Below are 22,904 nucleotides of genomic sequence, written 5' to 3'. Positions count from 1 at the left end.
CTATGCAAGAGGAGTATGAAAATGATGAAAATATTCTAGAACAAGCATCACTAGAATGGTTGGAAGAAGTTGGTTATCAAATCGTTAATGGTAAAGAATTAACAGTTGGTGGTGAGCTAGCTGATCGAAAAGATTATCAAGAAGTTGTTCTAGTTGAGCGATTAAGAGATGCATTGTTCAATTTAAACCCATACTGCACTAGTGAAGTAATTGATGAAGCAATTCGTAAAATAGTTATTCCTCAAAATCCTGACATGGCAGTCAATAATCGTCAGTTTCATGAATATGTAACAAAAGGAATCGAAGTTCCAACTCGTGAAGGAAATCGAAATACCACAAAACGAGTAATATTATTCGACTTTGAAACGCCATCTAACAATGAATTTTTAGCAGTTAATCAATTTATTGTGAAAGAAAAAAAAATAAAGAAACCTGATATTCTTCTTTTTATTAACGGTTTACCTTTGGTTATGTTTGAATTGAAAAATGCAATAAATGAGAATGTCAGTACATCAGATGCTTTTAACCAATTACAAACATATCAAAATGAGATTCCAACCATCTTTACTTATAATGAATTTATGGTTATTAGTGATGGAGTAAACGCAAAAGCAGGAACCATTACCAGTAATGAAGAACGTTTCATGGTTTGGCGAACAATTGATGGACGAGTTGAGAATAATACTAAAATGATGCAATTAGAAGTATTAATTAAAGGGATGTGTCGCCCAGAAGTTCTTCTAGATTTAATCCAAAATTTTATTTTGTTTAAAGATGAAGGGAATCAAACTATAAAAATTTTAGCTGCCTATCACCAATATCATGCCGTAAACAAAGCAATTAGAGAATCAAAACGAGCTGTTAGTAGCGAAGATGATAATAAGATAGGTGTTATCTGGCATACACAAGGCTCAGGTAAAAGTTTAACAATGGCTTTTTATACAGCCAAATTAGTTCAGAGATTAAAGAATCCAACAATCGTAGTATTAACGGATCGAAATGATTTAGATGATCAGCTGTTTTTAACATTCAGTCAATCATGTGAGTTATTAAGAACAACGCCAAAACAAGCAAATAGCCGAGAAGAATTGAAAAGTTTATTGTCTGTGAATGCAGGTGGAATTGTATTTAGTACAATGCAAAAATTTGCTCCTGAATCAGGTGAAGTAATGCCTGCTTTAACAGATAGAAGTAATGTTATTGTGATTGTTGATGAAGCTCATCGTTCGCAATACGGACTTTCTGCAACGATAAAAAAAGATAAGACTGGCGAGATAAAAACATCGTATGGCTATGCCAAGTACTTGAGAGATGCATTGCCAAATGCTTCTTATATTGGTTTTACAGGAACACCGATTTCTAAATTCGATAAATCAACAATTGCTGTTTTTGGTGACTATATTGATACTTATAGTATGGCTCAATCCGTAGCTGATGGAGCCACGGTTACTGTTTATTATGAAAATAGAATGATAGAAGTATCTACTTCAGAAGATCTTAAAATTGATGATGAGGCAGATATGATCTTGGAGGAACAAGAAGAGTATGCTATTTCTGATGCAAAAGCAAAATGGAGCCGAATTGAAGCTATTGTAGGAACAAAACCTCGTCTTCAAAAAATGGCTAAAGATTTTGTGCAACATTTTGAAACCAGACAAAAAGCTGCTTTTGGGAAAACTATGATCGTTGCAATGTCTAGAAGAATAGCCATCGATTTATACGAAGAAATAGTAGCATTAAGACCTAATTGGCATAGTGACGATGATAATAAAGGGAAAATAAAAACTGTGATGACAGGTTCATCATCTGATCCAAAAGACTGGCAACCTTTCATAGGAACAAAATCAAGACGTGATAAATTAGCGAATCGTATGAAAGATGAAGAAGATGAGTTGAAAATTGTCATTGTTATTGATATGTGGTTAACAGGATTTGACGTCCCTAGTTTAAATACAATGTATATTGATAAAATGATGCAAAGTCACAATCTAATGCAAGCAATTGCCCGAGTAAATCGAGTATTTAAAGATAAAGAAGGCGGACTTGTTGTTGATTATATTGGGATTGCTGATAGTTTAAAGGAAGCTGTAGATGAATATACACCAAATGATAAAATGCAAGTGGGTGTTGATACAGACTCAGCCATTAAAGTAATGCTTGAAAATTACGTATTGCTAACAGAATTTCTTCATGGTTGTGATTGGTCGGAATTTAACTCAAATAGTGCTTCAATAAAACAAAATGTATTGGTTAAAACGATGGATTTTGTTCTTGGAAGAGGACAAGAAGAGACAAAGAGATTTAAAGACACCGTCCAAGCTATGGTTAAAGCATTTTCTCTTTGTCCGACTGAACCTGATGCAAAGAAAATTAATGCTGAAATTATTTTCTTCAAAGGAGTTAAAACAGCTTTAATAAAAATGAATTCCACTGGTACTAGAAAAACAAGTAAACAAGTCGATATAGAGTTAAAACAATTACTTTCTAAGTCAGTTATTGCTGAAGATGTTGTGGATATTTACGATACCTTGGGCTTGCAGAAACCAGATATTTCAATTCTTTCTGATGAATTCTTAAAAGAAGTTAAAGAACTTCCAGAAAAGAATGTGGCTATCACTTTGTTGGACAAATTATTAAAAGGTAAAGTAAAGGCAATAGAACGGACAAATCTAGTACAATCTAGAAAATTCTCTGAAATGCTACAAAGTTCTATTGAAAAATATAATAGACGTTCTATTGAAACAGCGAAAATTATTGAAGAACTTATTGAAATTGCTAAAGAAATGAATCGTGCTCAAAACAGGGGAGATGATTTAGGCTTATCGTCTGATGAAGCTGCTTTTTATGATGCTTTAGCTGATCATGGGACAGCAAAACAAGTTATGGGTGATAAGACATTAAAAAGAATCGCACACGAGCTAACAGCCCTTATTAGAGAGAATATGAGTATTGATTGGAATCTTCGTGATTCAGCACGAGCCAATATGCGAATAGTTGTTAAACGATTGCTACGTCAATATGGTTATCCACCTGATTTTCAAGAGGATGCCGTGAAAACAGTTGTAGAACAAGCGGAGTCAATGGCAGAAAATATTTATGAAGATGATTTTGTTTAATACCTTTTAGTTAGTAGTTAAAATAAATTCAATTAAAGGAGAACTTGATGAATAAAGATTGGTCAGTATTAAAGCAATCTAAAGATGGTATTCCTACATTTGATTCACTTATTCCTTATATATTACAAATTATGAAAGATGGACAAGAATACTCAAGTAAGGAAATTGCCAAGGATGTAGTTGATTATTTGAATGTTCCTAAAAAGATTATTGAAATTAAATATCCTAAATATCCTAACGGGCAAGGTATTTTGATGAATCGTTTTTCTTTTGCAACGAGTGCTTTACTGCAAGCTAATGCAATTGAACGTCCTTCAAGAGCGGTATATAGAATCACTGATAACGGTCGATTACTACTAGAAAAATATGGAAGTAATTTGACAAAGAAAGAATTAGAACAACAACCAGCATTTGTTAAATATAAGCAAGAACTTGCTGAGCGAAATAAAAAATCTGGTCTGTTGGTCGAAGAAGAATCTTTAACGGAAGAAGATCCTAAACAGAGAGTTCAAGACATAGTAACTAAAGTAAATAACGAAGTTGCAACTGACTTATTGTCACAAATTAGACTTTCTGATCCATATTTTTTTGAACGGTTAGTTGTCGATTTACTAGTTGCGATGGGTTATAGTGGTAAAAATGGAAAAGCTCAAGTTACTCAAAAATCCAATGATGGCGGTATTGATGGAATTATCAACCAAGATCCCTTAGGAACTAGTACAGTTTATATACAAGCAAAACGTTACAAAGAAGGGAACAATATTCCTAGAAAAGAAATTCAATCATTCTACGGAGCTTTAGCAAGTGTTAACGCAAATAAAGGTGTTTTCATTACAACATCTGATTTTTCTTCTGGTGCAAGAGAGTTTGCTAAAAATCAAGGAATTGTTTTAATTGACGGCATTCAGCTAACAGATTTAATGATTGAATATCAGGTTGGCGTTGAAACTGCAAAGACATATAAAATCTTCAAAATAGATAGTGACTATTTTGATTTTGAATAATCATATGTTATAAACTAGGAACACTCAACGCAGTGAACCTAGTTTATTTTTTATCAACATCACTTCGTCAAAACTTCCCCCATAATTTTCCTCTCCCCATCCAACTTCCTCACCTTCTCCTCCTCAATCTCCATCAACCTTATAAACTCCTCAAAAAAAGCATGAAACAAATGCCCACAAGCATAATATTCCTTCACAACCTTTTTCTTATTAATCGGCCCTTTCCGAAACTGAAAAAAATGATCCAACACAGCAAGCGGCTCCTCCCAAGACTGCAACCGATCCAACGTATGCTGCAAATCCGTAATATCCTGATAAGGAATCACCTTTAAACTCTGACTTTCTTTTTTCATAACCCATCTCCTCCCATTTAAAAAATATTCTTGAAACTAATAACACGAAGCGCTGAACAAATCATTCAACGCTTCATACACGTCACGCAAATATCTGTACATTGACTTAGGCAACTAGTTAAATAAACCAGTGATACAAACGACTTACGTATTATTCTTCTAAGCCCTGCTGATGCTCCTATCACTTTCTTTTCAAAGCAAAACAAAAAACGCTATTGTAGTAATCAGTGAGAAAAAGCTGCTTTGAATCACAAAGAACGTAGTGATTTAATGATGAAAAGTACAAGGACTGTAAAACAGTCGTTGCTCCCTTTGTATCTAATCAAATCTTCAATGTGTCTTATAACTTTTTATCATCCTAACTTAACTACCAATACCGTCATCAATCCCCTAGATAAAGCCCAAACCCTCCATAAAATACAAAATCACAACCAAAAGTTTCCAGACAGACTAGAAAATCCCAGTAAAATTAGGTACAATAAAGAAAGCTAGTGCTTTTGTGCTAGCAATTGGCAACTTGTATAGATAGTTTCTGCTGTCTATGCAAGGCTTCATCATGTGATTGCTGTCAGATGATGAAGTGCCTTTTTTTTTACTTTGCATTCCTGCCACCGACTAAGGCAAAGCAGATGCTGCAAAGTACAAGGTGAGCGAAGTGAACGTTGCATCCTTGTATTATATCTATGATTAGTTGTTTTGCGTTTGAACTGAACCTCCTTTTACTAGATTTGTAGAACAGAAAAAAAACGATATCAGGTAACATCACCCAATATCGTTCACAATAGTCCAAAGAATCATCTACTACTATTTCAAAGTAACCCAAAGAGAATCCAAGAAACCTATAGAAAAATAGGCAAACTTTAGGTACAATGAAAGAAGCTAGTACATGTTGCTAGCACTATTGGCAACTTGTTTGGGCAGTTTCTGCTGTCTTTACAAGGCTTCAACTGTCTGGTTGCTGCCGGACGTTGAAGTGCCAATTTATTTTTATATTCAGATTTGAACAGTTCATGTTAACATGAACTGTTTTTCTATTCTACCTCTTAAGTATATCCGAAAAGAATACGAACACGCAACATAATTTTTCTTACAAATCTCATTAAATAACACTCAAAATCGCTCCCTTATATATAAGGAAAAATAACAAAAAAATTTTTTTAAAAGGCTATTTTTATGCTCAAATGACAGCTAGATATAAGTAAAATAGTTCATTTAAAAAGTCTAATTAGTATGATATACTTATCATTGTAGAGAAGTTATGACGGTGGCGACTTCTGAAAGGTGGTGGTGCTTATGAAAGTGAGTACTTAAATTTCGAAGGATGCAACGCTCCTAAAGTCGCCTTGTACTGTTCAACATCAGTTCACAAAACCATTCACTGTGTTTCTCAGCAAAAGAGAAAGCCTTTTGTCAGCATTGGATACAATTAAACTGATCCTAAGCTTTGGTATGTTTACCATCGCTTTAATTCGTTTAGTTGTAGTATTGCTTAAAAACGACAAAAAGAAATGACCGTTCATTAACTTTAGCCAGTTAAACGATCATTTCATAATGATATAAAATACTTGCTACCGTCTTAAACGGGCTCTGCATAGGAGAGGTATGTTAGCGCATATCTCTCTTATCGCATATAATTATAGCATACAACAATTTTTTTTGCCATATCCATAGAAATGCTTTCAAAAAAATCAAACAACAGAATTCTTTTACATGTGACGCTAAAATGTAAAAGTAAAATATCAGAAAGCAGCCATTTTAAAATAAGAAGGCTCAGCTTGATGAGAGGAAAATCAAAGACATGATGAAACGTGAAGATATAATTGAGTATATAGCTGAAACGTACACGATCTATCCAGAATATATTTTTGAAAAATTCCCTAACTATTGTGTCTTTCGACATAAACGGAAGAAAAAATGGTTTGGACTTATCATGACGATTCCTAGAAATAAACTTTATGGAGAAGAAGAGATAAAAATAGATGTCATAAATTTAAAAATAAATCCAGAATTAAATGAGATAGTCAGAAATAAAAATGGATACTACCAAGCGTATCATATGAATAAAAAGCATTGGATCACAATAGATCTTTCTGCTGTAGAGAACCTTGATCAAATCGCTGGAATAATCGATGATAGCTTCAAACTAACTTGAGGACTAAAAACGACCATTCCTAATTTTTTTAAAAGTAGCAATTTATCAATCAACAGTACATGTAAGACCATGCTGAGTCCGCTTACATGCTATACTATAGCTACAATAATTTACTAAAAGAGTATCAATAAAAAAAACCAAAAGGAGGATTTACAATGAAACACATCAAAAAAGAATTCTTACTTAATTGTACCCCAGAAAAAGCTTGGCAACTTGTTGTTGATCGTAGCAAATATGAAAAATGGGCTGCTGCTTTTCAAGCAGGATCGACCTATTCTGGTGAGATGAAATTGAACGAAACGATTTCATTTGTTGATGAGTCAGGGAATGGTCTTGTTTCTAAAGTCGTCGTGTTTGAACCAGAGAAAGAAATCAAGTTCGCATTCTTAGGAGAAATCACAGATGGTAAGTATGCGGAGGTATCTGAATTTGCCGAAATGCTTGAGCACTACCTATTTGAGCCAGTAGGCAATCAAACGAAAATGCTCGTGGATGTTGCTATGGATGATGAGTATTATGATATGATGAATGACTTATGGGATAAAGCAGGAACTGAATTGATAAAATTAAGTGCTTAATGTTCGGGAAGAGTCAAATGAACCTAAAAAAAGAGTGGAACAACAGTCAGAAAAAAAACTGATTATTGTCCTACTTTTTTTATTTTTTTTGTTTAAATTTTAAAAAAACAAAGTTAGTTTAACATTACTTTAAGTTTGCAATGTAAATGTTTAAGGCGGGAATATTATATGTAAGATTAAACTATAGGAAAGCAAAACTAGCTTTTCTATAGTTTGTATAATAAAGACGAATTTATTTTAGGAGGAAGAAAGATGAAAAGAAATAGATTTAAAAAGAAAGTAACTAGGTTAGTATTAGCAGGAACCATTATAGGAATAGGGGGATTTAGTCAGCAAGTAGGTGCAGAAAGCTCAATCGAAACGAATACTTTTTTCATAAATAATCAGACCCCATTATTGTCGCTCACAAACAAGAGTCAGCATTCTGGAACATTGTTACAAGCAAATGCTTTAACTACAGAAACGAATATAGGAGTGATAGGAGTCATCAAAGATGTATTTCCAGATGCACTATTTGCCCAAAAAATCGCTGATGAATTAGGCAAGAATACGCAAGATACAATAGCCAAGGAAGAAGCTGAAAAAATAAAATATATAGGTTTCAAGGGGGAAGATAGTAGCCCTGTTGATTTAAGCGGAATTGAGTATTTGACAAATTTGGAAAATTTAGTAATGTTTGAAACTAAATTGAAAACAATTGACCTTTCTAAAAATAAAAAATTAAATTCACTGCAACTTGATCATACAAATTTAACCAAACTCGATGTCAGCAATCTCCCTGAATTAAGACGGGTCGCTGCATCTACTAAACCAAATTTATGGGAGGAAGTAAATGTTAAAGGTGCAACTAAATTAGAAAGCTTGCGAATTTCAAGTGGTAAAATCAAAACTATAGATGTTTCAACAAATCCAGAGTTATATTGGTTGGATATTTCTGGTAATCGCATTACAGAAATTGATATTAGTAAAAATCCTAAACTAGGGACTCTATATGTAAGTAAAAATTTGCTTACAGAAATTGACATTAGTAACAATTTTCTTTTAACTACTATCAATGTTTCAAATAATAAAATTGGTACAATTGATGTTTCACATTTACCACATTTAGTACGGTTAGGAGCAACAAATTCGGATTTAAAAGAGATCGATCTTTCAAAAAATCCTAAGTTAAAGGAGCTTAGTATAAGCAAAAATCAATTGGAAAAATTAGATTTGAGAAATAATGTAGATCTATATTTTGCCCATTTGAATCATAATAATTTAAAGGAATTAAACATTCAAGGGTTGAATACTCTTAAAGGTTTAACGATAGACAATAATAAGAATTTAAAAACTCTAGATGTTAGTAAAAATACTAATTTAACAAACCTAGTTGTGAATTGGGAATACTAAATTAATTTGTTTTAATCATTTATAGTATGATTATTTTAGGACAACAGACGATGTTTATGAAGGGAACTATTCTGATATCCGGTAAATAGTTCTGGAGCCACAAGATTACTATGTATCATAAAGCAATGACAGTGTTGTTTTTAATAAAACCTGTGCATCGAGAGGTTAAAAGATTGAAATCGATTTATACTGATTGAGAAGAGGATGGGACAGGAGTGTTTAATCCCGAGAAATAAGAAGGAATTCACGAAAATTGCTCTTTACATTTTTGTGAATTTCAGCTTATTTCCGAAGGGATTGCTTCTGCTCCCACCGTTTATTCGGTTTCCATGTGAGTGGGATATGACTCGAAGAGTTATGTCCCACTCACTTCTTTTTTGTTAGTCGTGAAGTCATTAATAAAACCATTTTTTACTAGAAAATTTGATTGACAAAGAATAAATTTAAATATATCATATGATATATAACGATTGATATATTTAACGTTAAGTTTATTTTTGAGTACGGATAAAGGAGTTAAAAACATGCCGCCACCAGTCAGAATTGACCAAGCGACGATTTTAAAAGCAGCTCTTGGGCTACTAAACGAAAAAGGACTAGATGCAATAAATTCAAGAAGTGTTGCTAAGCGAATTGGTTGCTCTACACAACCAATATTTAGCGTGTATGGAAACATGGCAAATTTGCGAGAAGATGTCATCTTGTCCGCCGAAGACTTTCTCTTTAGTTATTTGAGAAAAGTCCCTTTTGATGATTACTTTTTTTTGAACATAGGGTTATCATATATTCGCTTTGCTCAAGAATATAAACATTATTTTGAAGCGTTATTTCTCTTAAATAATTTTAAAAATATGACGATTGAAGAATATATCAATTCCGATAATATGAAATTTATAAAAGATGGAGTCAAACAATTGTTTAGGCTTGAGGAAGCACGAGCAACGAGTTTATTTATTGACATGTTTATTTATTCTCATGGTATTGCTTGTATGATATCGACCAATAATCTTAATATAAGCACCAAAACAATCGAAGGAATGTTAAATAATTTAGTATTCAGTTTATTAGACAGAATAAAAAAAATGGAAGAATAATAGATGATGTTTGTAGTTGCTACTCTCATCATCTTAAAATAAGTAACAGTTTTAGAATAAGGATATTCTTTATTTAATAGTAGAAGGAGTGGAAAATAATGAAAACGTATAAAGGGACTTGTTTTTGTGAGTCTGTTCAATTTAAACTTGAATTAAAAAATTTCGATCTAACGGTTTGTCATTGTTCTATGTGCAGAAAATTAAATGGATCGACTGGTTTTGCTAGTTTAGAAGCTGGTAAAAGTGTTCATTTTACGGTTAAAGAGGGTTTAGCGATTTTAGATTCTTCAGATATTGGTGAGCGAGGTTTTTGCAATAAATGCGGCACTAGCTTGTTCTATCGATTTAAAGAGTCTAACGACTATTTTGTGCCACCGGCAATCATTTCTGATTTACCAGAAGAAAAAATCAATTTTATTGAAGAAATATTCTTTGATAATAAACCTTGCTACTATGCATTTGCTAATGATACGGTAAAGAAAGAGGAGTCTTATTTTCAATAAATGACTATTTAAGTAACATTAAAAGCGTTGACTACATATCTTAAACAGAATCAATTAAGACTTTAATAGGAAGGTGACGAATAGATGAAAAATAAAAGGTTAAAAAAAGAATTATTTTTTTGTTCACTCTACATTCTAATTCCTCTAATGATAGGAGCAATGGCAAGTATCTGGATCAAGATGTCGATTTTCGCCATTACAGCAATCATTTATGGCATCCTACTGGTTTTTATGATTCCCTCAGATATATTTTTCAGTAGTACGTTAGATTACAATATAAAAACTGTTAATCCAAGCTATCAACATGAAACACCAGATTATATTGGTGGTACCAAGCAACAGTTGATTCACTTTGCTGTAGTTGCTCTTGGGTTAGTGATTTGTTTATTCCTTGTTTTTTTGAATTAGTCATGTTTAAAAAGAGTTAATAGGAATATTGAAGAGGTCAAACAATGATTTTTTAGGAGAGTATTTCGTTAATATGATGGAACACGAATAAATAGATTTTACTATGATAAAGAAACTGACTAGATCCTATAGACAATCGATTACCAGTCACAGAATCTTGTAGTAGAATCTTGACCGTGTCAAAAATAAAAATAACCGCCAAATCAAGTGTATTCAAGCTTAGTTTGGCGGTTATTTTTGATTAAACACTTCAAAGTAATTTTCCGTTTGAAGTGTGAGAAGAGCCACTAGTAAAATTATTTTTTTTAATAGGTAAATCAGAATCATTTACTGGAAAATCAAATTGGAGTAAAAATTGTTGGGTGTTAGCGTAAAGATTAAAAGAAGTATTTTTGTATTTACTTAGTATTTTTTTGACTAGATGGAGTCTTGATTTTTTTAGCTCTTTTTGCTCATCTTTTAAACTTTTGAGTAAATCATCCATAACCTGTCTATCTGTTAAAGTATTGCTAATCTCTATAAAAATTTGTTTCTGCTCTTTTTTTAATAGTAGAAGAATATCTTGGTGATTATTCAAAGCATATGAAAGGGATACCGATAAGCATTGAATGAAATCAGAAAGTTGTATTGAAATATCGGCTTCTTGAATCGGCGTCGGGATAGATAAATTAAGTGTGACTCCGTTACTTTTTGCAAGGTCGAGAAATTTAATCAATAACCCTTGAATAGATGGAATTTCTATATAAACCAATTGTTCATAGGGTGTTTCTTCTAAAAGTGGTTGCGAATAATTGACGATTGAAGAAATAAAGTCCAAGGCTTCTTTTGCTTCTTTATTTTGAATATAGCTGTTTAAGCTCAATAAAATATTTCGATAGTCATGTCGGAACTCATCAGATAATGTGATTTTTTCCATTTCTTGATTAAATTGACGGGCAAGAATATTCTTCTCTAATGTTAGTTGATAGTATTGGCTATAAATATAAGCAGTTAGATGAACAGTCACATTTAAAATCAATAAGACGGCAGTGATGTAAAAAAAAGATTCTGTAAAATGTCCATTTACAATGATTCTTCTTGCAGTCCCTAAAACAATCAAAAAAGCGATGCCTGTGATGGACTGAATTTTGTATTTTTTTTGTATTTTAGAAATAGAATCAAATATCAAAAATTGTTTGTCAAAATAGTTAAATCCTTGAATTAAAAGGAATAGTAACAATTGCTGTAAGAGTATTGTGCCGGTTATATACTGTTGAAATTGCTGTAGGCTGATATGATGAGTTTCAAACAGTAACTTTAAAAAGTCATAGCTAAACAACCAAGAAAGGATTAAAAACGAGTTATTCAAAAATAAAAATAGTGTCATTAAAATCCAACTGTTTAAATGACGAAGTACAAAGATAGGCTGAAGGATAAAGTATGACAATAAAAATAAATCACTATTACCAAGTTGTAACAGAGTTGAAATGAATTCAATTATTAAAATTAGTGTAAGTATAAGCGTTTGTTTTTTACTTGTGTATTTTTTATAACCTAAGAACCAAGTTAACTGCAAGAAACTCAAAGTAAAAAAACTGTAATAGTAAAATTGACTTTCCATATGGAGCATTCACCTTCTTTTATCTATCTGCACAAAAATTCTCAGTAATTTTTATACAGTTGGATTTTTTATTTTTGGAACAGAAAAGACTATGATAAAAAAGTTATCTTTTTTTGAAATTCTGTAAGTGGCTTTTTTATATGTTGCTACTATTTTAGAAAAAATATGCAATCCTTTCCCTTGATGATCTTCTTTAGTAGAAAAGTTATTCTGAAAGAAATGTTGTAAGGCAATATCAGGATTTTCTACATAAGTGTTTTTTATGGTTATTGTAATATATTCAACGTCTCCATCTATTTCAATAGAAATAGATTTATCGTTACTGGTAAGAGCAGCTTCATAAGCATTATCTAAAAGAATCGAAAAGCAGCGAATAAAATCAACGAGATTCATCGCACTAACACTTAAATCTTGTGTGACCTGAATGATCAAGTCAATTGAAGCAATATCACATTTTCGAATAAAGTTTGTTAAAAGTCCTTGAATTGACGGTGTATTGACGATCACAATTTTTCTATAAAGGTTAGGTGTAAGAAATGAATCTGAATAATCAATAATAGTGCTAAGCTGCTGAGAAGCGTGGTCTAAATCATTAGCCTTCAAATCAGCTGTAAGACTTGTCAGCAGTTCTTTATATGTATGTTTAAACTTAGTTGCCAGTTCAATCTTTTGTTTTTCTCTCGTATACATTTCAGACAAAAGCGCGGAGTACTGTTTTTCCTTGTAGTACTTGGTAAGTAAAAAAATATTCCAAGAGAAGAACACAGTAAAGCCAATGACGATAAACGTACTATAAAAGTAGGCAGCAGAATAACCTTTAAAAACGCCAAATTGTTGTAATACGATAGAAAGAAACAAACAAAAAAGAATAACTAGTGAAAGACCACGGTGTTTTTTAGGAAGTAATGCTAAGGTATTTAATAGTGCTGATTTTTTCAAAATGTATCGTGTAGTAAAGAATAACAGAGCTAATAAAAGTTGCTGAGCGATAACAAGAAAGAAAAGATAAGTCATATAAGTATCTGGAGAAATAAATCTTTTAAGCAAAATTATATTCCAGAGGTCTATTGTCGGCAGCCAAGAAATCAGGATGAGCGCATCTTCAAAAACTAACAATAATGAAGAAATCAACCAATCATTCAGTTTTTTTGTGACGAAAACAAATTGGGCAAGAAAGAAAAGAAACAATAATAATGTAAAGTATGTATTATTAAGCCAGATACTGATAATTCCTTGAATCATAAGTAAACAGCTCAGAATAAGAGATTCTTTAAAGGATAAAAACTGTCTATAGCCTATCATCCAAACGGCTTGAATATAATTAAGCGATAGTAAGAAGACAAAATAAACATTATCGATCATCGCTATAGACCCGCAACGCTTTTTTTACTTTGTCAATGCTTTTGGCACCAATTGAGAGTAATTGCTGCCCGTCAAATAAAATCTGCTCATTTTTTCTATCAATGGAAATAATATTTTCAAGGTTAATGATATAAGATTGCAAAGAAGTCATCATATAATCCTGCTGTAACTGCTTCTTGATTTTTCCGATCTTCGCTTCAATTATCGTTTCCTCATTTAATGTCTTGACCAAGACTCGACCAGTAAATCCTTTTAACGATTGAATATAACAAATATCACGAGCATTGAAAAATAATGTTTCAGAACCACTAGAAAATTCAACTTTATCTTGCTTAAAACGCCAAAAGTTTTTGGAGGTAAGTTGACTTTTTTTTAACATGTCAGTAATTATTTCTTTTGTCTCTGAAGGATTTTTAAAATTTTTAATAAGATAACCTAAAGGGAAGATATTATTATTTAATACGCTGATGGCTTTATCTTCTAAACTAGTTAAAAAAATAATAGAACATTTTGTATTATACTTGCGAATTTCTAATGCTAAATCGATTCCAGTATAGGTAGTTTTTAAATCAATATCTAAAAAGAAAACATCATTGTCATTAATCGTTAATTTAGAAATTTCTTCCATAAAAGTTAAATGATTAGAAAGCTTTGACAACTCTAAATCAAAAAAAATACTTTTACATTCACTTAAATAATGAATAATTTGTTTTCTTTGCTGATTATCATCTTCGATAACATATATAATCATTTATTTCTCCTTAATAATTTTATTTATGAATGATAGTAACACTATTTTTTTGAAAAATAAAGATAAATTATTTTTGTAGTTAGGAATTTTAAGCGCTTACATGGCATTTTGTTCTATTCTAAAAAAGAATAAACTATATCTAGTGAGATAAAAAACAAATTAATTTTCAATAAAAATTATAAAAGGAGGATAATAATGGTTAAATTAGGATTGCTTACATTGAATGGGAAAAAAGAAAATTGGTGTCATCAATTACAATCATGTCCTGAATTTGAAATAAGTTGGCAAGAGGTATTTACTCAAAATGATGAGTGTGACGCTTATTTCATTCTTGGTGGAGATGCACAACTTGCTGATATATGTAATTCCTACATGAAAATTGTAGAACATAATTCTTGTCCAGTATGGATCTATAAAGAAAAGTGTAGTGGAAATGATCGCTTATTATTATATAACTTAGGTGCCATTAGTGTTTTTAATGAAGAAGTAAGCCAGGAAGAAGTAGTAAAAGCAATACATAATGGATTGGTATTAATGCAAAAAAACATAGAGCATAAGAACAAAGAGGTTAGTAAAAGGAATAGTCAAAAACAATTTAAATTGATCAGTGAAAATTTGTGTGTACTCCTTGATAACAAAAAACCAGTCTATTTAACTAAAAAAGAATACAAAGCTCTTTCTCTGTTGTATTCGGCATCTCCAAAAGCAGTCTCGTATAAGGAAATGCATCAAGAGATATGGGGAGGCTCTTATGATGAGAAAAACTATCGAATAGCAAATATCATTTTTCATTTAAGGGAAAAATTAGAGAAGGATATAGGTGCACCAAAAATTGTTAAAACGGTCAGGTCCAACGGTTATCTATTTAATTATGAATATAAATAATCTGGAAAAGAAAAGAAGACAACAAGCGATTAAATAGAAGAAATGGAAGGTTTTAAATGTGATTAAACAAAGCAATAACTATTTTAGAAAGTATCAAAAGTACTATCTTGGCGGTGGGATCATGATTATTAGTTGGATAAGTTATTTACTGGTTTTTGTTTCCTTTTATCAAAGTATGATTTTTTACGTAAATAAGGATGCTAAGTATCTCGTGCAATTGATTTTTATATCCAACTTTTATCTACCAGAATTATTAGTTTATACGTTTATTTATTTTTTACTAATGCTAACAAGTTTGTTTTTGCTTTTTTTCTTTTATTTCAAAAATAAAAAAGAACGGGAATTTAACAAAAGGAAAAAATATTTAGTATTATTTTTCTTCCTTATCATTACTATTCCATCTATTTTCCTTTTATGTACGATTGCTTGGCCGTATTTCTTACTCATTTTAATTACCTCTTTAACAGTGGTATATATCACGTATGCTATAACAAAATATTTATATGAAGAGCAAGCAGAGCTATATAAAGATGGAGATTGTGTGAAAGAGTTAGGTTCATTTAGGTCGATCGAAGAAGCACATGAATATGGGCAAGAGTTTTCTATGTATTGGAAGTCTTATTTTGAAGAAAAAGGCTATTCCATAACAGAACTAAGTGAGAAAGAAGAAAATGGAACGTATAAAATTGCACTATACATCAAAGCAACAGATAAGTCATAGTCTGTTCTAGTTAGGAGAATTTTTTTGAATAAGAGAGTTTATAAACTATTAAGTTTAATAGGTTTTGTGTTGATATCTGTGATTTCAACTAATGAAGCCTTTGCAAAAGAGGACAATGTATTAGGCTATACTGTGTCTCCTGTGCAGCCTAAAACACAAATTGATCCAGAAAAAAGTTATTTCTATGTAAAGACAGTTCCTAATGAGTCGCAAACTTTAGAGGTACGAGTACAGAGTACTAAAAAAGAAGACGTTCATTTAAAAATTTATGGTGTTTCTGCTTATACAGGAAATGAGGGAACCATCGAGTATACAGATGATTTATCAACTAAAGATGAAACCCTAAAAGTACCTGTGACAAACTTAATTAAAATCGATACACCAGACATCACAGTGGGAAATTTTGAAGAAAAGACAGTAAAAATTGAATTAACTCCACCGAAAGAAAGTTACTCAGGTGTAAAAATGGGAGGCATCGTTTTTGCTTTAGATAAAGGCAAAGAGGATAAAGGTGTTTCAACTGAATACTCCTATAAAATTGGATTGATGATGGCAGAAAATGGTGACGAAATTAATAATGGAGAAAACTTGAAGCTTAATTCAGTAAAGGCTTCTATGACTCGCGGAAAGAAAATGGTCTTAGCAACGCTACAAAACCCAGATGCCAAAGTGTTGGAGAATCTAAATATGGTTGCGACCATGACCAAAAAAGGCTCGGGTGAAGTCATTAAAGAAAAGACCGTTCAAAATTATCGTATGGCACCAAATAGTCATTTTGATTTTGAAATGGATTGGGGAATCAGTAATTTGCCTTCTGGTGATTACACACTCAACATAAATGCAAAAAATTATAATAAAGAATGGAATTTAAAGAAAGATTTTACAATTACGAATGAACAAGCAAAAAAAATCAATGAAGAGAGTGTCTTTAAAATCATCACACCAACATGGTTGAAGGTGATCAGTGCTGTGTTATTCGTTTGTACAATAGTGTTAGTCGTTATTCAATTTTCAAGAAGAAAAAAATGGGAAAAGGCATGGAAAAGATTACGCATAGCAAAGAAAAAGAAAAAAGGCAAACGGAATCGAGTGAGTAAGAAACAAGAAAAAAGGTGATGTTATGAAAAAAAGATGGTTGATGCTTGTTTTTATCCCTATTGTCTTTGCTTTTACTTCAGAATCAGTTTGGGCAACTACGAGTACTAGACAAAATGAGGTTGGAATTTATTTTGAAGAGGACGAAGGGAAAAAGATTCTACCGCAGAAACCAGCAGATCCGCTAGTTAAGTACCCAGATACTAACGGGAGTAAAAGTGGCTATTTACCTCATTTGGGTCAAATGATTTCCTCCTTCATCCTTTTATTGACAGGAGTGACCTGTCTAGTCGTTTTTTGTGGGGTTCTGATGTTTCGGAAAATTTATTATAGTGTATAGAATGGACGTGTAAAATGATTGATTATTTATGGGTATATATTCTAGGAGCGATTGCTAGTGTGACATTAATTTATTTTCTAGTCACATTCTCTAGAGATATATATTTAGTTAGAAAATTAAAAGTAAAAAAAACAAATTTGGTGATTAACTTTGCGCTATTACTCATTACCTTGGTTGCGCTGATCTTGATTATTTATTTATTTATCTTGTTAAAAGATCAAATCAAATTATTAGACTAACATAAATCTGTGAACAACTTACAACAATAACTGTTACTAGTTTATCTACAATTAAAGAAAGGTGATAAATTTGAAAAAAGTATTATTAACAGCATTAGCAACAACCGCAGCATTGGGGTTAGCAGCAGTCCCAGCACATGCAAAAGAGGTCTCAAAAGAAACAACTGATTTGGGGATCAGATTTGAGACAGATGGACCAAACAAACCTGGAACAGGCCCATTCAAAGATAATTTAGCGATTGCTTGGGCGCCATCTAAAATGGACTTTGGTAGCCAAAAAGCGACAGGAAATATTGCAACATACAACAATACAGTAACTGATAAACAATATTTAGTAGTCAATGATGATAGAAAAACGGAAGATGGTACATTATCAGCGTGGAAAGTCAACGCAACGTTATCTAACTTCACAACAGGAAATGCAGAAGATAAAAATCTAGCAGCAAAATTAACCTTCAAACTTGGGGATGTTCAAAAATACAATATCGGAGAAGATGTTGATCCAGTAACTAATGATTTTAAACCAGCACCACTAGATGATACATCACTTACAGCATTTACTCCAGATGATTCAATTGAACTTGGAGACAAAAATCAAAGCAAAGATGTATCACTAGAAGCTAATGGTACATCAAGTGCAGCTATTCTTGCAAAGAATACGGCTAACAAATTAAATGGTGGTTTTGCGACAGAAATTCAAGATACAAAATTAGTCGTAACTACTGACAAAGAATCAGCTGGAAAAGCCTATAAAGCAACCTTATCTTGGAGCTTAGACAATACGTACTAAGAAAAAGCATAAATAATTTAGAGTGATTCCAACAATTAGAAGAAACATGAAAAATTTAGGGTAATTTAAAAAAATGTAGATAAACTAGGGAACAGTTATTGTTGTAAGTTGTTCACAGAAATAGATGAATCACCTGCAGCAGTTAGTCTAACGTTGTAGGTGATTTATTTTTAATAGAAAGGAACTAAGATGAAAAAATTTTTATACATAGTCATATGGCTTTATTTCAGCTGTTTATTAACAGCGAATAGTGGGTATTGTGCAGAACAATATGCAACTGATTTAAGTGATTTTTCGTATGAAGTGATTCTCCCTAAAAATCAGAGAAACAAAGATGTCGGATATTATGATTTAGTAATTGAACCAGGAAAAACATCGACAGTTCAATTAAAGCTAACGAATTTATCTCCTAAGAAATTAACGCTATCTTTAAAATATAATAGTGCAAAAACAAATAGTAATGGTGTGATAGAGTATGGCCCAAACAATCTGGTTAAGGATTCATCACTTATTTACGATTTTTCAGATCTTGTTACAGGACCAAATAAAGTTGAACTTGAACCGCAGAGTAACAAAGTGATTACTCTTTCTATCAAGTCCCCAATGAATACGTTTGAGGGGTACATTGCAGGAGGCATCCAGGTTATGTCTCTAGAAAATTCAGAAATGAAAAAATCAGATGATGATAACTTAGTTGTGAATAAGTTTGCCTATTTAATTGGCATGTTATTGAGTGAAAGCGAAGTAAATGAGCTAAAACCAGCGCTTAAATTTAATTCTATCTCAGTAGATACACAAAAGGAACACAACCGCTTATTATTAAATTTTTCCAATATTAACCCTATCTACGCTGAAGATATGGCTGTTGATGTAAATGTGAAAAATAAAGCAACGGATAAAATCGCATTTGAACTAAAAAAATCGAACATGAGAATGGCGCCAAATACACAGATCAGTTTACCTATCTCCTTGAAATATAAATTGACCGAGCCAGGCAGCTATATCCTGTCAGCTACTGTAACGGCTAAAGGTGGAGGCAGTTGGTCATGGGAGCAAGAGTTTCGTTTAAGTGAAATGGAAATTGATCAGTTAAATAAGCGATTGAATGCAACAAAAGATTCATCAACTGAACAAATAATCATTTTTATAGTGTTATTCATCAGCGTATGTCTAATTGTAGGGGCGACTTTTTTTTATAGAAATAAAAAACGAAAAACAAGGTATATGAATACGTGCAATGCTAGAGAAAAAAATAATCGTTTAACTGGACAATCAGAAAGGATGAGTAAAGATGGCTAAGAAAAATTGGCTATACTTAGGTATCATTATTTTTATAGGATTTTTTTATGAAGCAACAATTGTTGGACATGCGGCAACCAAAGACCAGTACTATACGCAGGTTCTTAGTAGTGGTGAAGCTATAGATGGAAATCGGGATCCCGTCGTGATAGACAAGCCGATTATTAGGCCTGCCTATGTAGGGTCGGATCCTTATGAAGACTATCTTGGACCAGAAGGAAAATTTAAGAAAGGTTCTAACGGCAACTCTTTACCTCAGACCGTTACAGGGACTGGGGATAATAGTATCATGATTTTCCAACAAATGGGTTTTTACCAAAATAGACCCATCGCATTATTAATTCAATTTCAATCGTGGTATCAGTCGGCTGTTGCTATAAGAGCAGATGGGGGGACTAATCTTCTAAGTATGCCTAAGGGCTATGCGCTTCGTTTGGTATACAATGATGGACAAGTAAAAAATAAAGGTGTAGATGTATACACAAAAAATAGTATAAAATACGAAAGCATAAAAGATGTTATTTTTGAACTCCCTACGGCTTTTAATGCGACAAGAGTAGGTCCATTTGGGAACACAAAATTTGTAGTGAAACAAGAAGGATTAGTTAGAGCTATATTAAATAGTGATATTGATATTGAAGGTAGAAAAGCTATAAGGTTTAGCCGTTACTTATATCAATTTTTATCTATTGGATATGCATCAGCTATGATACTAGAGTTTAACGATTTGCCTAATGCACTTAATTTGCAACATTTTGTTCTTCTTCAGGATAATAATTATTCTTTATTATTGGCTAGTAATCAGGGAAGCTATGACTCTAGCTTGAGTTCAGATTTATTTGCAAGTTATATCCCTTCTTTTAGAGAACTAACTTATGGACCACCAAAGTCTACAGGAACTCAAAATACAGATAAGTTGGAGGCAAACTATCATATTACTCAGAGTGTGGATATCGCATACGGTCAATTTTATCCAGATTCTCTAAACATCGTAATGGATGATACAAAAGAAAAGTTATTTAAAAAAATTGACTTTAGTCAAGTAGCGTTCCAAGATAAAAATGGAACAGATATCTCACATTATATGGAGATCGTCAATGTAAATGATCATCAAGTAGAATTTAAAATTCTAAAAGATAAGTTGGAGCTGTTAAAAAATAATCAGATCAATATTAAATTAAATACTAAGGCGTTAAACGGTGAAGAACTACTCAAACATTACAACAAAGATAAAAATGTTTATGAAGTGCCCGTGGAATTCTATAATTATAAGGTGAAGGACAACAAAAAAACAGAGTCAGAAAAAATGACTGCATTGGCTCAAATAACTCCTAGTATCTATGGGGAACCAGTTTTAGGCATCGAGGCTCCTCAGTATACCCGTAGTAGTGATTTTGATGTGAATTCGTTAGTTACAGATGTTGCGACGACGTTACCAGCAGACAAGCTGAGTGTTGCGTTTAACGATGAAGATAAAGATATCTATTTTGATACGGTGAAAACATATAATGTTAAAGTCGTAATCCAAAGTTTAACGAGCGAAAAAGAGAAGATTATAACTGTACCTATCAAAGTAACACCAGCAGTTCCTGTAACCTCTGACTTTTTCGAAAACCAAACCTGGCTCATTGATGAAGTCAATCGACAACTTGCCCCTAAAAAAATTGATGGTAATCCAGGGGATCCACCAAATACGGTCTTTATGAGTGATCTGAGTAAAATTAAAACAATTCAATTAAACTCAATTACAGGCAACCAAAAGATTCCAGAGACAATCAATGCGTTGAATAAGTTGGAGCAATTAAGCCTGACAAATAGTTCTGGACTAAAAGGAAGGATTCCAAAGGAAATTGGCGAATTAAGTCACTTGACGAAACTTGATCTAGTTCAAACTGATCTTACAGGAGTGATTCCAACGGAACTTAGTCAGCTTACACAATTGAGCGAACTTGATTTATCCAACAATGAGTTCATCGGAAAGCTCCCAGAACTTACGGATAAATTAAAAACATTAACTGTAAATGACACACAACTGACCTACAATGAGGAAAGTCTTCCGCCATTCATCCAAGGTGGTCAAGCGAAAACAAGCAATAGTTTCGTCTACAATCCATTACAGAGCTATTTACAGTTAACAGGGGAAACAGTGAAAATATACGCCGATGAATTAACAATGATTCGACCATTTAGCACTACCGATCAATCTGTTTTTAACTTACATGCGGTTCTTTCAGAAAAAGGGGCACCAATTGATCCAAATGAACCGGTGAAAAACTTAACAGATGGCCACACGTATACGATTTTAGATGGAAAAACAAATGAAGTGTATTATAGTGGAGAATGGAATGAAACAATCTCAATTCCATATTATAAAGGGATTACGTATAAAGTCATTCTTGATGAGGCTGAAAAGAATCCAAATAACGTAACTACTATTCAGACAAAAATACAAAAACAAAAGGTGACTGTTTCTTTTGTAGATGAGACAGGGGAAGCGTTACATGATCCGCTTACTTTTGAAGGAATAATTGGGACTACTTTGGATTTAACAAAGGAACCGCAAGTGCAAGAGGTTCTTAAAGGCCTTACAGAGAAAAATTATCTAGTCAAGCAAAGACCAGAACTAGAAGAAGCGGTCAAAATAAAGGAGAAAGAAACAAACGTTTACTATCAGTTTGAAGGAAGTCTATTCGTCTATTCACATCCTAAGCTATTAAGTTTCGGAAGACATATGCTGTTAAATGGATTGCGTTTTATTAAAGTTGAGAAAGCGACATTTGATGAACCTTTAGTCATTTGGGATAATCGCAAAAAGAGCAATTCTTGGAAAGTAACGGCAACATTAGAAACACCACTAACTAGTTTAACAGATCCGACACAGACGTTACCAGAAGCCATCCGTTATAAGAAAAGTGAGACAGATTCCGTCACGTTCATAGAAGGAAGTTCAGAAATATTAGCGACGAAAACAAGTAATGGCAGTAATAAATATAATGTAAGTGACGATTGGAAAAGCGGAAAGAGTGGGTTTCAATTAGAAGTACCGACAGGAAAAGTTGTTGAACCGGGAGGGTATCGTGCGACGATTTTATGGCAGGTAGGTGATACACCTTAGAATTATAGGTAGTCTGAGATATAATTTGAACTATTATGTCTCAGATCCTTTAACTAATAATGAGTTAGTAGGGTAAGGATAATTTTGAAACGAATGTTTAGCAAAAA

21 protein-coding genes are annotated in these 22,904 nt (G+C 32.5%); 17 read left to right on the top strand and 4 right to left on the bottom strand.

Going from position 1 to position 22,904, the window contains the following annotated elements:
- The first annotated feature begins 2 nt into the window (after positions 1 to 2).
- Together AC4BB5_RS12790 and AC4BB5_RS12785 are read left to right on the top strand one after the other, a co-directional pair.
- Positions 3 to 3,116: a type I restriction endonuclease subunit R gene (locus AC4BB5_RS12790; protein WP_490456504.1), complete on the top strand. Its 3,114-nt coding sequence runs from the start codon at positions 3 to 5 to the stop codon at positions 3,114 to 3,116.
- Positions 3,117 to 3,163: 47 nt separating this feature from the next.
- The gene (locus tag AC4BB5_RS12785; RefSeq protein ID WP_490456503.1) at positions 3,164 to 4,120 is read left to right on the top strand and encodes a restriction endonuclease; all 957 of its coding nucleotides are present in this window, start codon (positions 3,164 to 3,166) and stop codon (positions 4,118 to 4,120) included.
- 59 nt (positions 4,121 to 4,179) lie between these two features.
- On the opposite strand, the gene AC4BB5_RS12780 is transcribed toward AC4BB5_RS12785, so the two are convergent.
- Positions 4,180 to 4,473: a hypothetical protein gene (locus tag AC4BB5_RS12780; RefSeq protein ID WP_490456502.1), complete on the bottom strand. Its 294-nt coding sequence runs from the start codon at positions 4,471 to 4,473 to the stop codon at positions 4,180 to 4,182.
- A 1,380-nt stretch (positions 4,474 to 5,853) separates the two neighbouring features.
- Between AC4BB5_RS12780 and AC4BB5_RS12775 the strand changes: the two genes are divergently transcribed.
- The 7 genes from AC4BB5_RS12775 to AC4BB5_RS12745 all read left to right on the top strand — a co-directional run bounded on the left by AC4BB5_RS12775 (position 5,854) and on the right by AC4BB5_RS12745 (position 10,600).
- Positions 5,854 to 5,985: a putative holin-like toxin gene (locus tag AC4BB5_RS12775; RefSeq protein ID WP_490456501.1), complete on the top strand. Its 132-nt coding sequence runs from the start codon at positions 5,854 to 5,856 to the stop codon at positions 5,983 to 5,985.
- Positions 5,986 to 6,271: 286 nt separating this feature from the next.
- Positions 6,272 to 6,625: an MmcQ/YjbR family DNA-binding protein gene (locus AC4BB5_RS12770; RefSeq protein WP_490456500.1), complete on the top strand. Its 354-nt coding sequence runs from the start codon at positions 6,272 to 6,274 to the stop codon at positions 6,623 to 6,625.
- Between the two features lie 155 nt (positions 6,626 to 6,780).
- Entirely contained in the window at positions 6,781 to 7,203 is a 423-nt protein-coding gene (locus AC4BB5_RS12765; RefSeq protein ID WP_490456499.1) for an SRPBCC family protein, read from the top strand.
- A gap of 252 nt (positions 7,204 to 7,455) precedes the next feature.
- Positions 7,456 to 8,595 carry a leucine-rich repeat domain-containing protein gene (locus tag AC4BB5_RS12760; RefSeq protein ID WP_490456498.1) on the top strand — a complete coding sequence of 380 codons (1,140 nt, stop codon included), beginning with the start codon at positions 7,456 to 7,458 and terminating at the stop codon, positions 8,593 to 8,595.
- Positions 8,596 to 9,119: 524 nt separating this feature from the next.
- Positions 9,120 to 9,689: a TetR/AcrR family transcriptional regulator gene (locus tag AC4BB5_RS12755; protein ID WP_490456497.1), complete on the top strand. Its 570-nt coding sequence runs from the start codon at positions 9,120 to 9,122 to the stop codon at positions 9,687 to 9,689.
- A gap of 98 nt (positions 9,690 to 9,787) precedes the next feature.
- Complete coding sequence (locus AC4BB5_RS12750; protein WP_490456496.1) at positions 9,788 to 10,192, top strand: GFA family protein; 405 nt, start codon at positions 9,788 to 9,790, stop codon at positions 10,190 to 10,192.
- Between the two features lie 84 nt (positions 10,193 to 10,276).
- A complete protein-coding gene (locus AC4BB5_RS12745; protein ID WP_490456495.1) occupies positions 10,277 to 10,600 on the top strand; it encodes a hypothetical protein in 324 nt (107 codons plus the stop codon).
- Between the two features lie 250 nt (positions 10,601 to 10,850).
- On the opposite strand, the gene AC4BB5_RS12740 is transcribed toward AC4BB5_RS12745, so the two are convergent.
- From AC4BB5_RS12740 to AC4BB5_RS12730, 3 genes are read right to left on the bottom strand one after another with little or no spacing between them, the layout of a single operon-like run.
- A complete protein-coding gene (locus tag AC4BB5_RS12740) occupies positions 10,851 to 12,200 on the bottom strand; it encodes a hypothetical protein (protein ID WP_490456494.1) in 1,350 nt (449 codons plus the stop codon).
- Positions 12,201 to 12,251: 51 nt separating this feature from the next.
- Positions 12,252 to 13,562, bottom strand: coding sequence for a GHKL domain-containing protein (locus AC4BB5_RS12735; RefSeq protein ID WP_490456493.1), 1,311 nt, complete (start codon positions 13,560 to 13,562; stop codon positions 12,252 to 12,254).
- Positions 13,552 to 14,313, bottom strand: a complete 762-nt coding sequence (locus AC4BB5_RS12730; protein ID WP_490456492.1) for a LytR/AlgR family response regulator transcription factor — start codon at positions 14,311 to 14,313, stop codon at positions 13,552 to 13,554. The genes AC4BB5_RS12735 and AC4BB5_RS12730 overlap by 11 nt, the downstream gene beginning before the upstream one ends.
- Before the next feature lie 195 nt (positions 14,314 to 14,508).
- On the opposite strand from AC4BB5_RS12730, the gene AC4BB5_RS12725 reads away from it, so the two are divergent.
- From AC4BB5_RS12725 to AC4BB5_RS12690, 8 genes are all read left to right on the top strand, one after another.
- A complete protein-coding gene (locus AC4BB5_RS12725; RefSeq protein WP_490456491.1) occupies positions 14,509 to 15,198 on the top strand; it encodes a winged helix-turn-helix domain-containing protein in 690 nt (229 codons plus the stop codon).
- A gap of 58 nt (positions 15,199 to 15,256) precedes the next feature.
- A complete protein-coding gene (locus tag AC4BB5_RS12720) occupies positions 15,257 to 15,919 on the top strand; it encodes a hypothetical protein (protein WP_490456490.1) in 663 nt (220 codons plus the stop codon).
- 24 nt (positions 15,920 to 15,943) lie between these two features.
- Entirely contained in the window at positions 15,944 to 17,035 is a 1,092-nt protein-coding gene (locus AC4BB5_RS12715; RefSeq protein WP_490456489.1) for a WxLIP family cell surface protein, read from the top strand.
- A 4-nt stretch (positions 17,036 to 17,039) separates the two neighbouring features.
- Entirely contained in the window at positions 17,040 to 17,354 is a 315-nt protein-coding gene (locus AC4BB5_RS12710; protein WP_490456488.1) for a hypothetical protein, read from the top strand.
- A gap of 14 nt (positions 17,355 to 17,368) precedes the next feature.
- A complete protein-coding gene (locus AC4BB5_RS12705; RefSeq protein ID WP_490456487.1) occupies positions 17,369 to 17,593 on the top strand; it encodes a hypothetical protein in 225 nt (74 codons plus the stop codon).
- Between the two features lie 70 nt (positions 17,594 to 17,663).
- Positions 17,664 to 18,383 carry a WxL domain-containing protein gene (locus tag AC4BB5_RS12700; RefSeq protein ID WP_490456486.1) on the top strand — a complete coding sequence of 240 codons (720 nt, stop codon included), beginning with the start codon at positions 17,664 to 17,666 and terminating at the stop codon, positions 18,381 to 18,383.
- Positions 18,384 to 18,572: 189 nt separating this feature from the next.
- Positions 18,573 to 19,682 (top strand): WxLIP family cell surface protein, encoded by a 1,110-nt coding sequence (locus AC4BB5_RS12695; RefSeq protein WP_490456485.1) that lies wholly within the window; start codon positions 18,573 to 18,575, stop codon positions 19,680 to 19,682.
- Positions 19,675 to 22,797, top strand: coding sequence for a leucine-rich repeat domain-containing protein (locus AC4BB5_RS12690; RefSeq protein ID WP_490456484.1), 3,123 nt, complete (start codon positions 19,675 to 19,677; stop codon positions 22,795 to 22,797). Before AC4BB5_RS12695 ends, AC4BB5_RS12690 begins: the two co-directional genes overlap by 8 nt.
- Positions 22,798 to 22,904: the final 107 nt, after the last annotated feature.

This window comes from Enterococcus sp. AMC1252, assembly GCF_058216515.1.
Note: the sequence above shows the minus strand (reverse complement) of the source record. Positions and strands in the feature narration are given on the sequence as shown.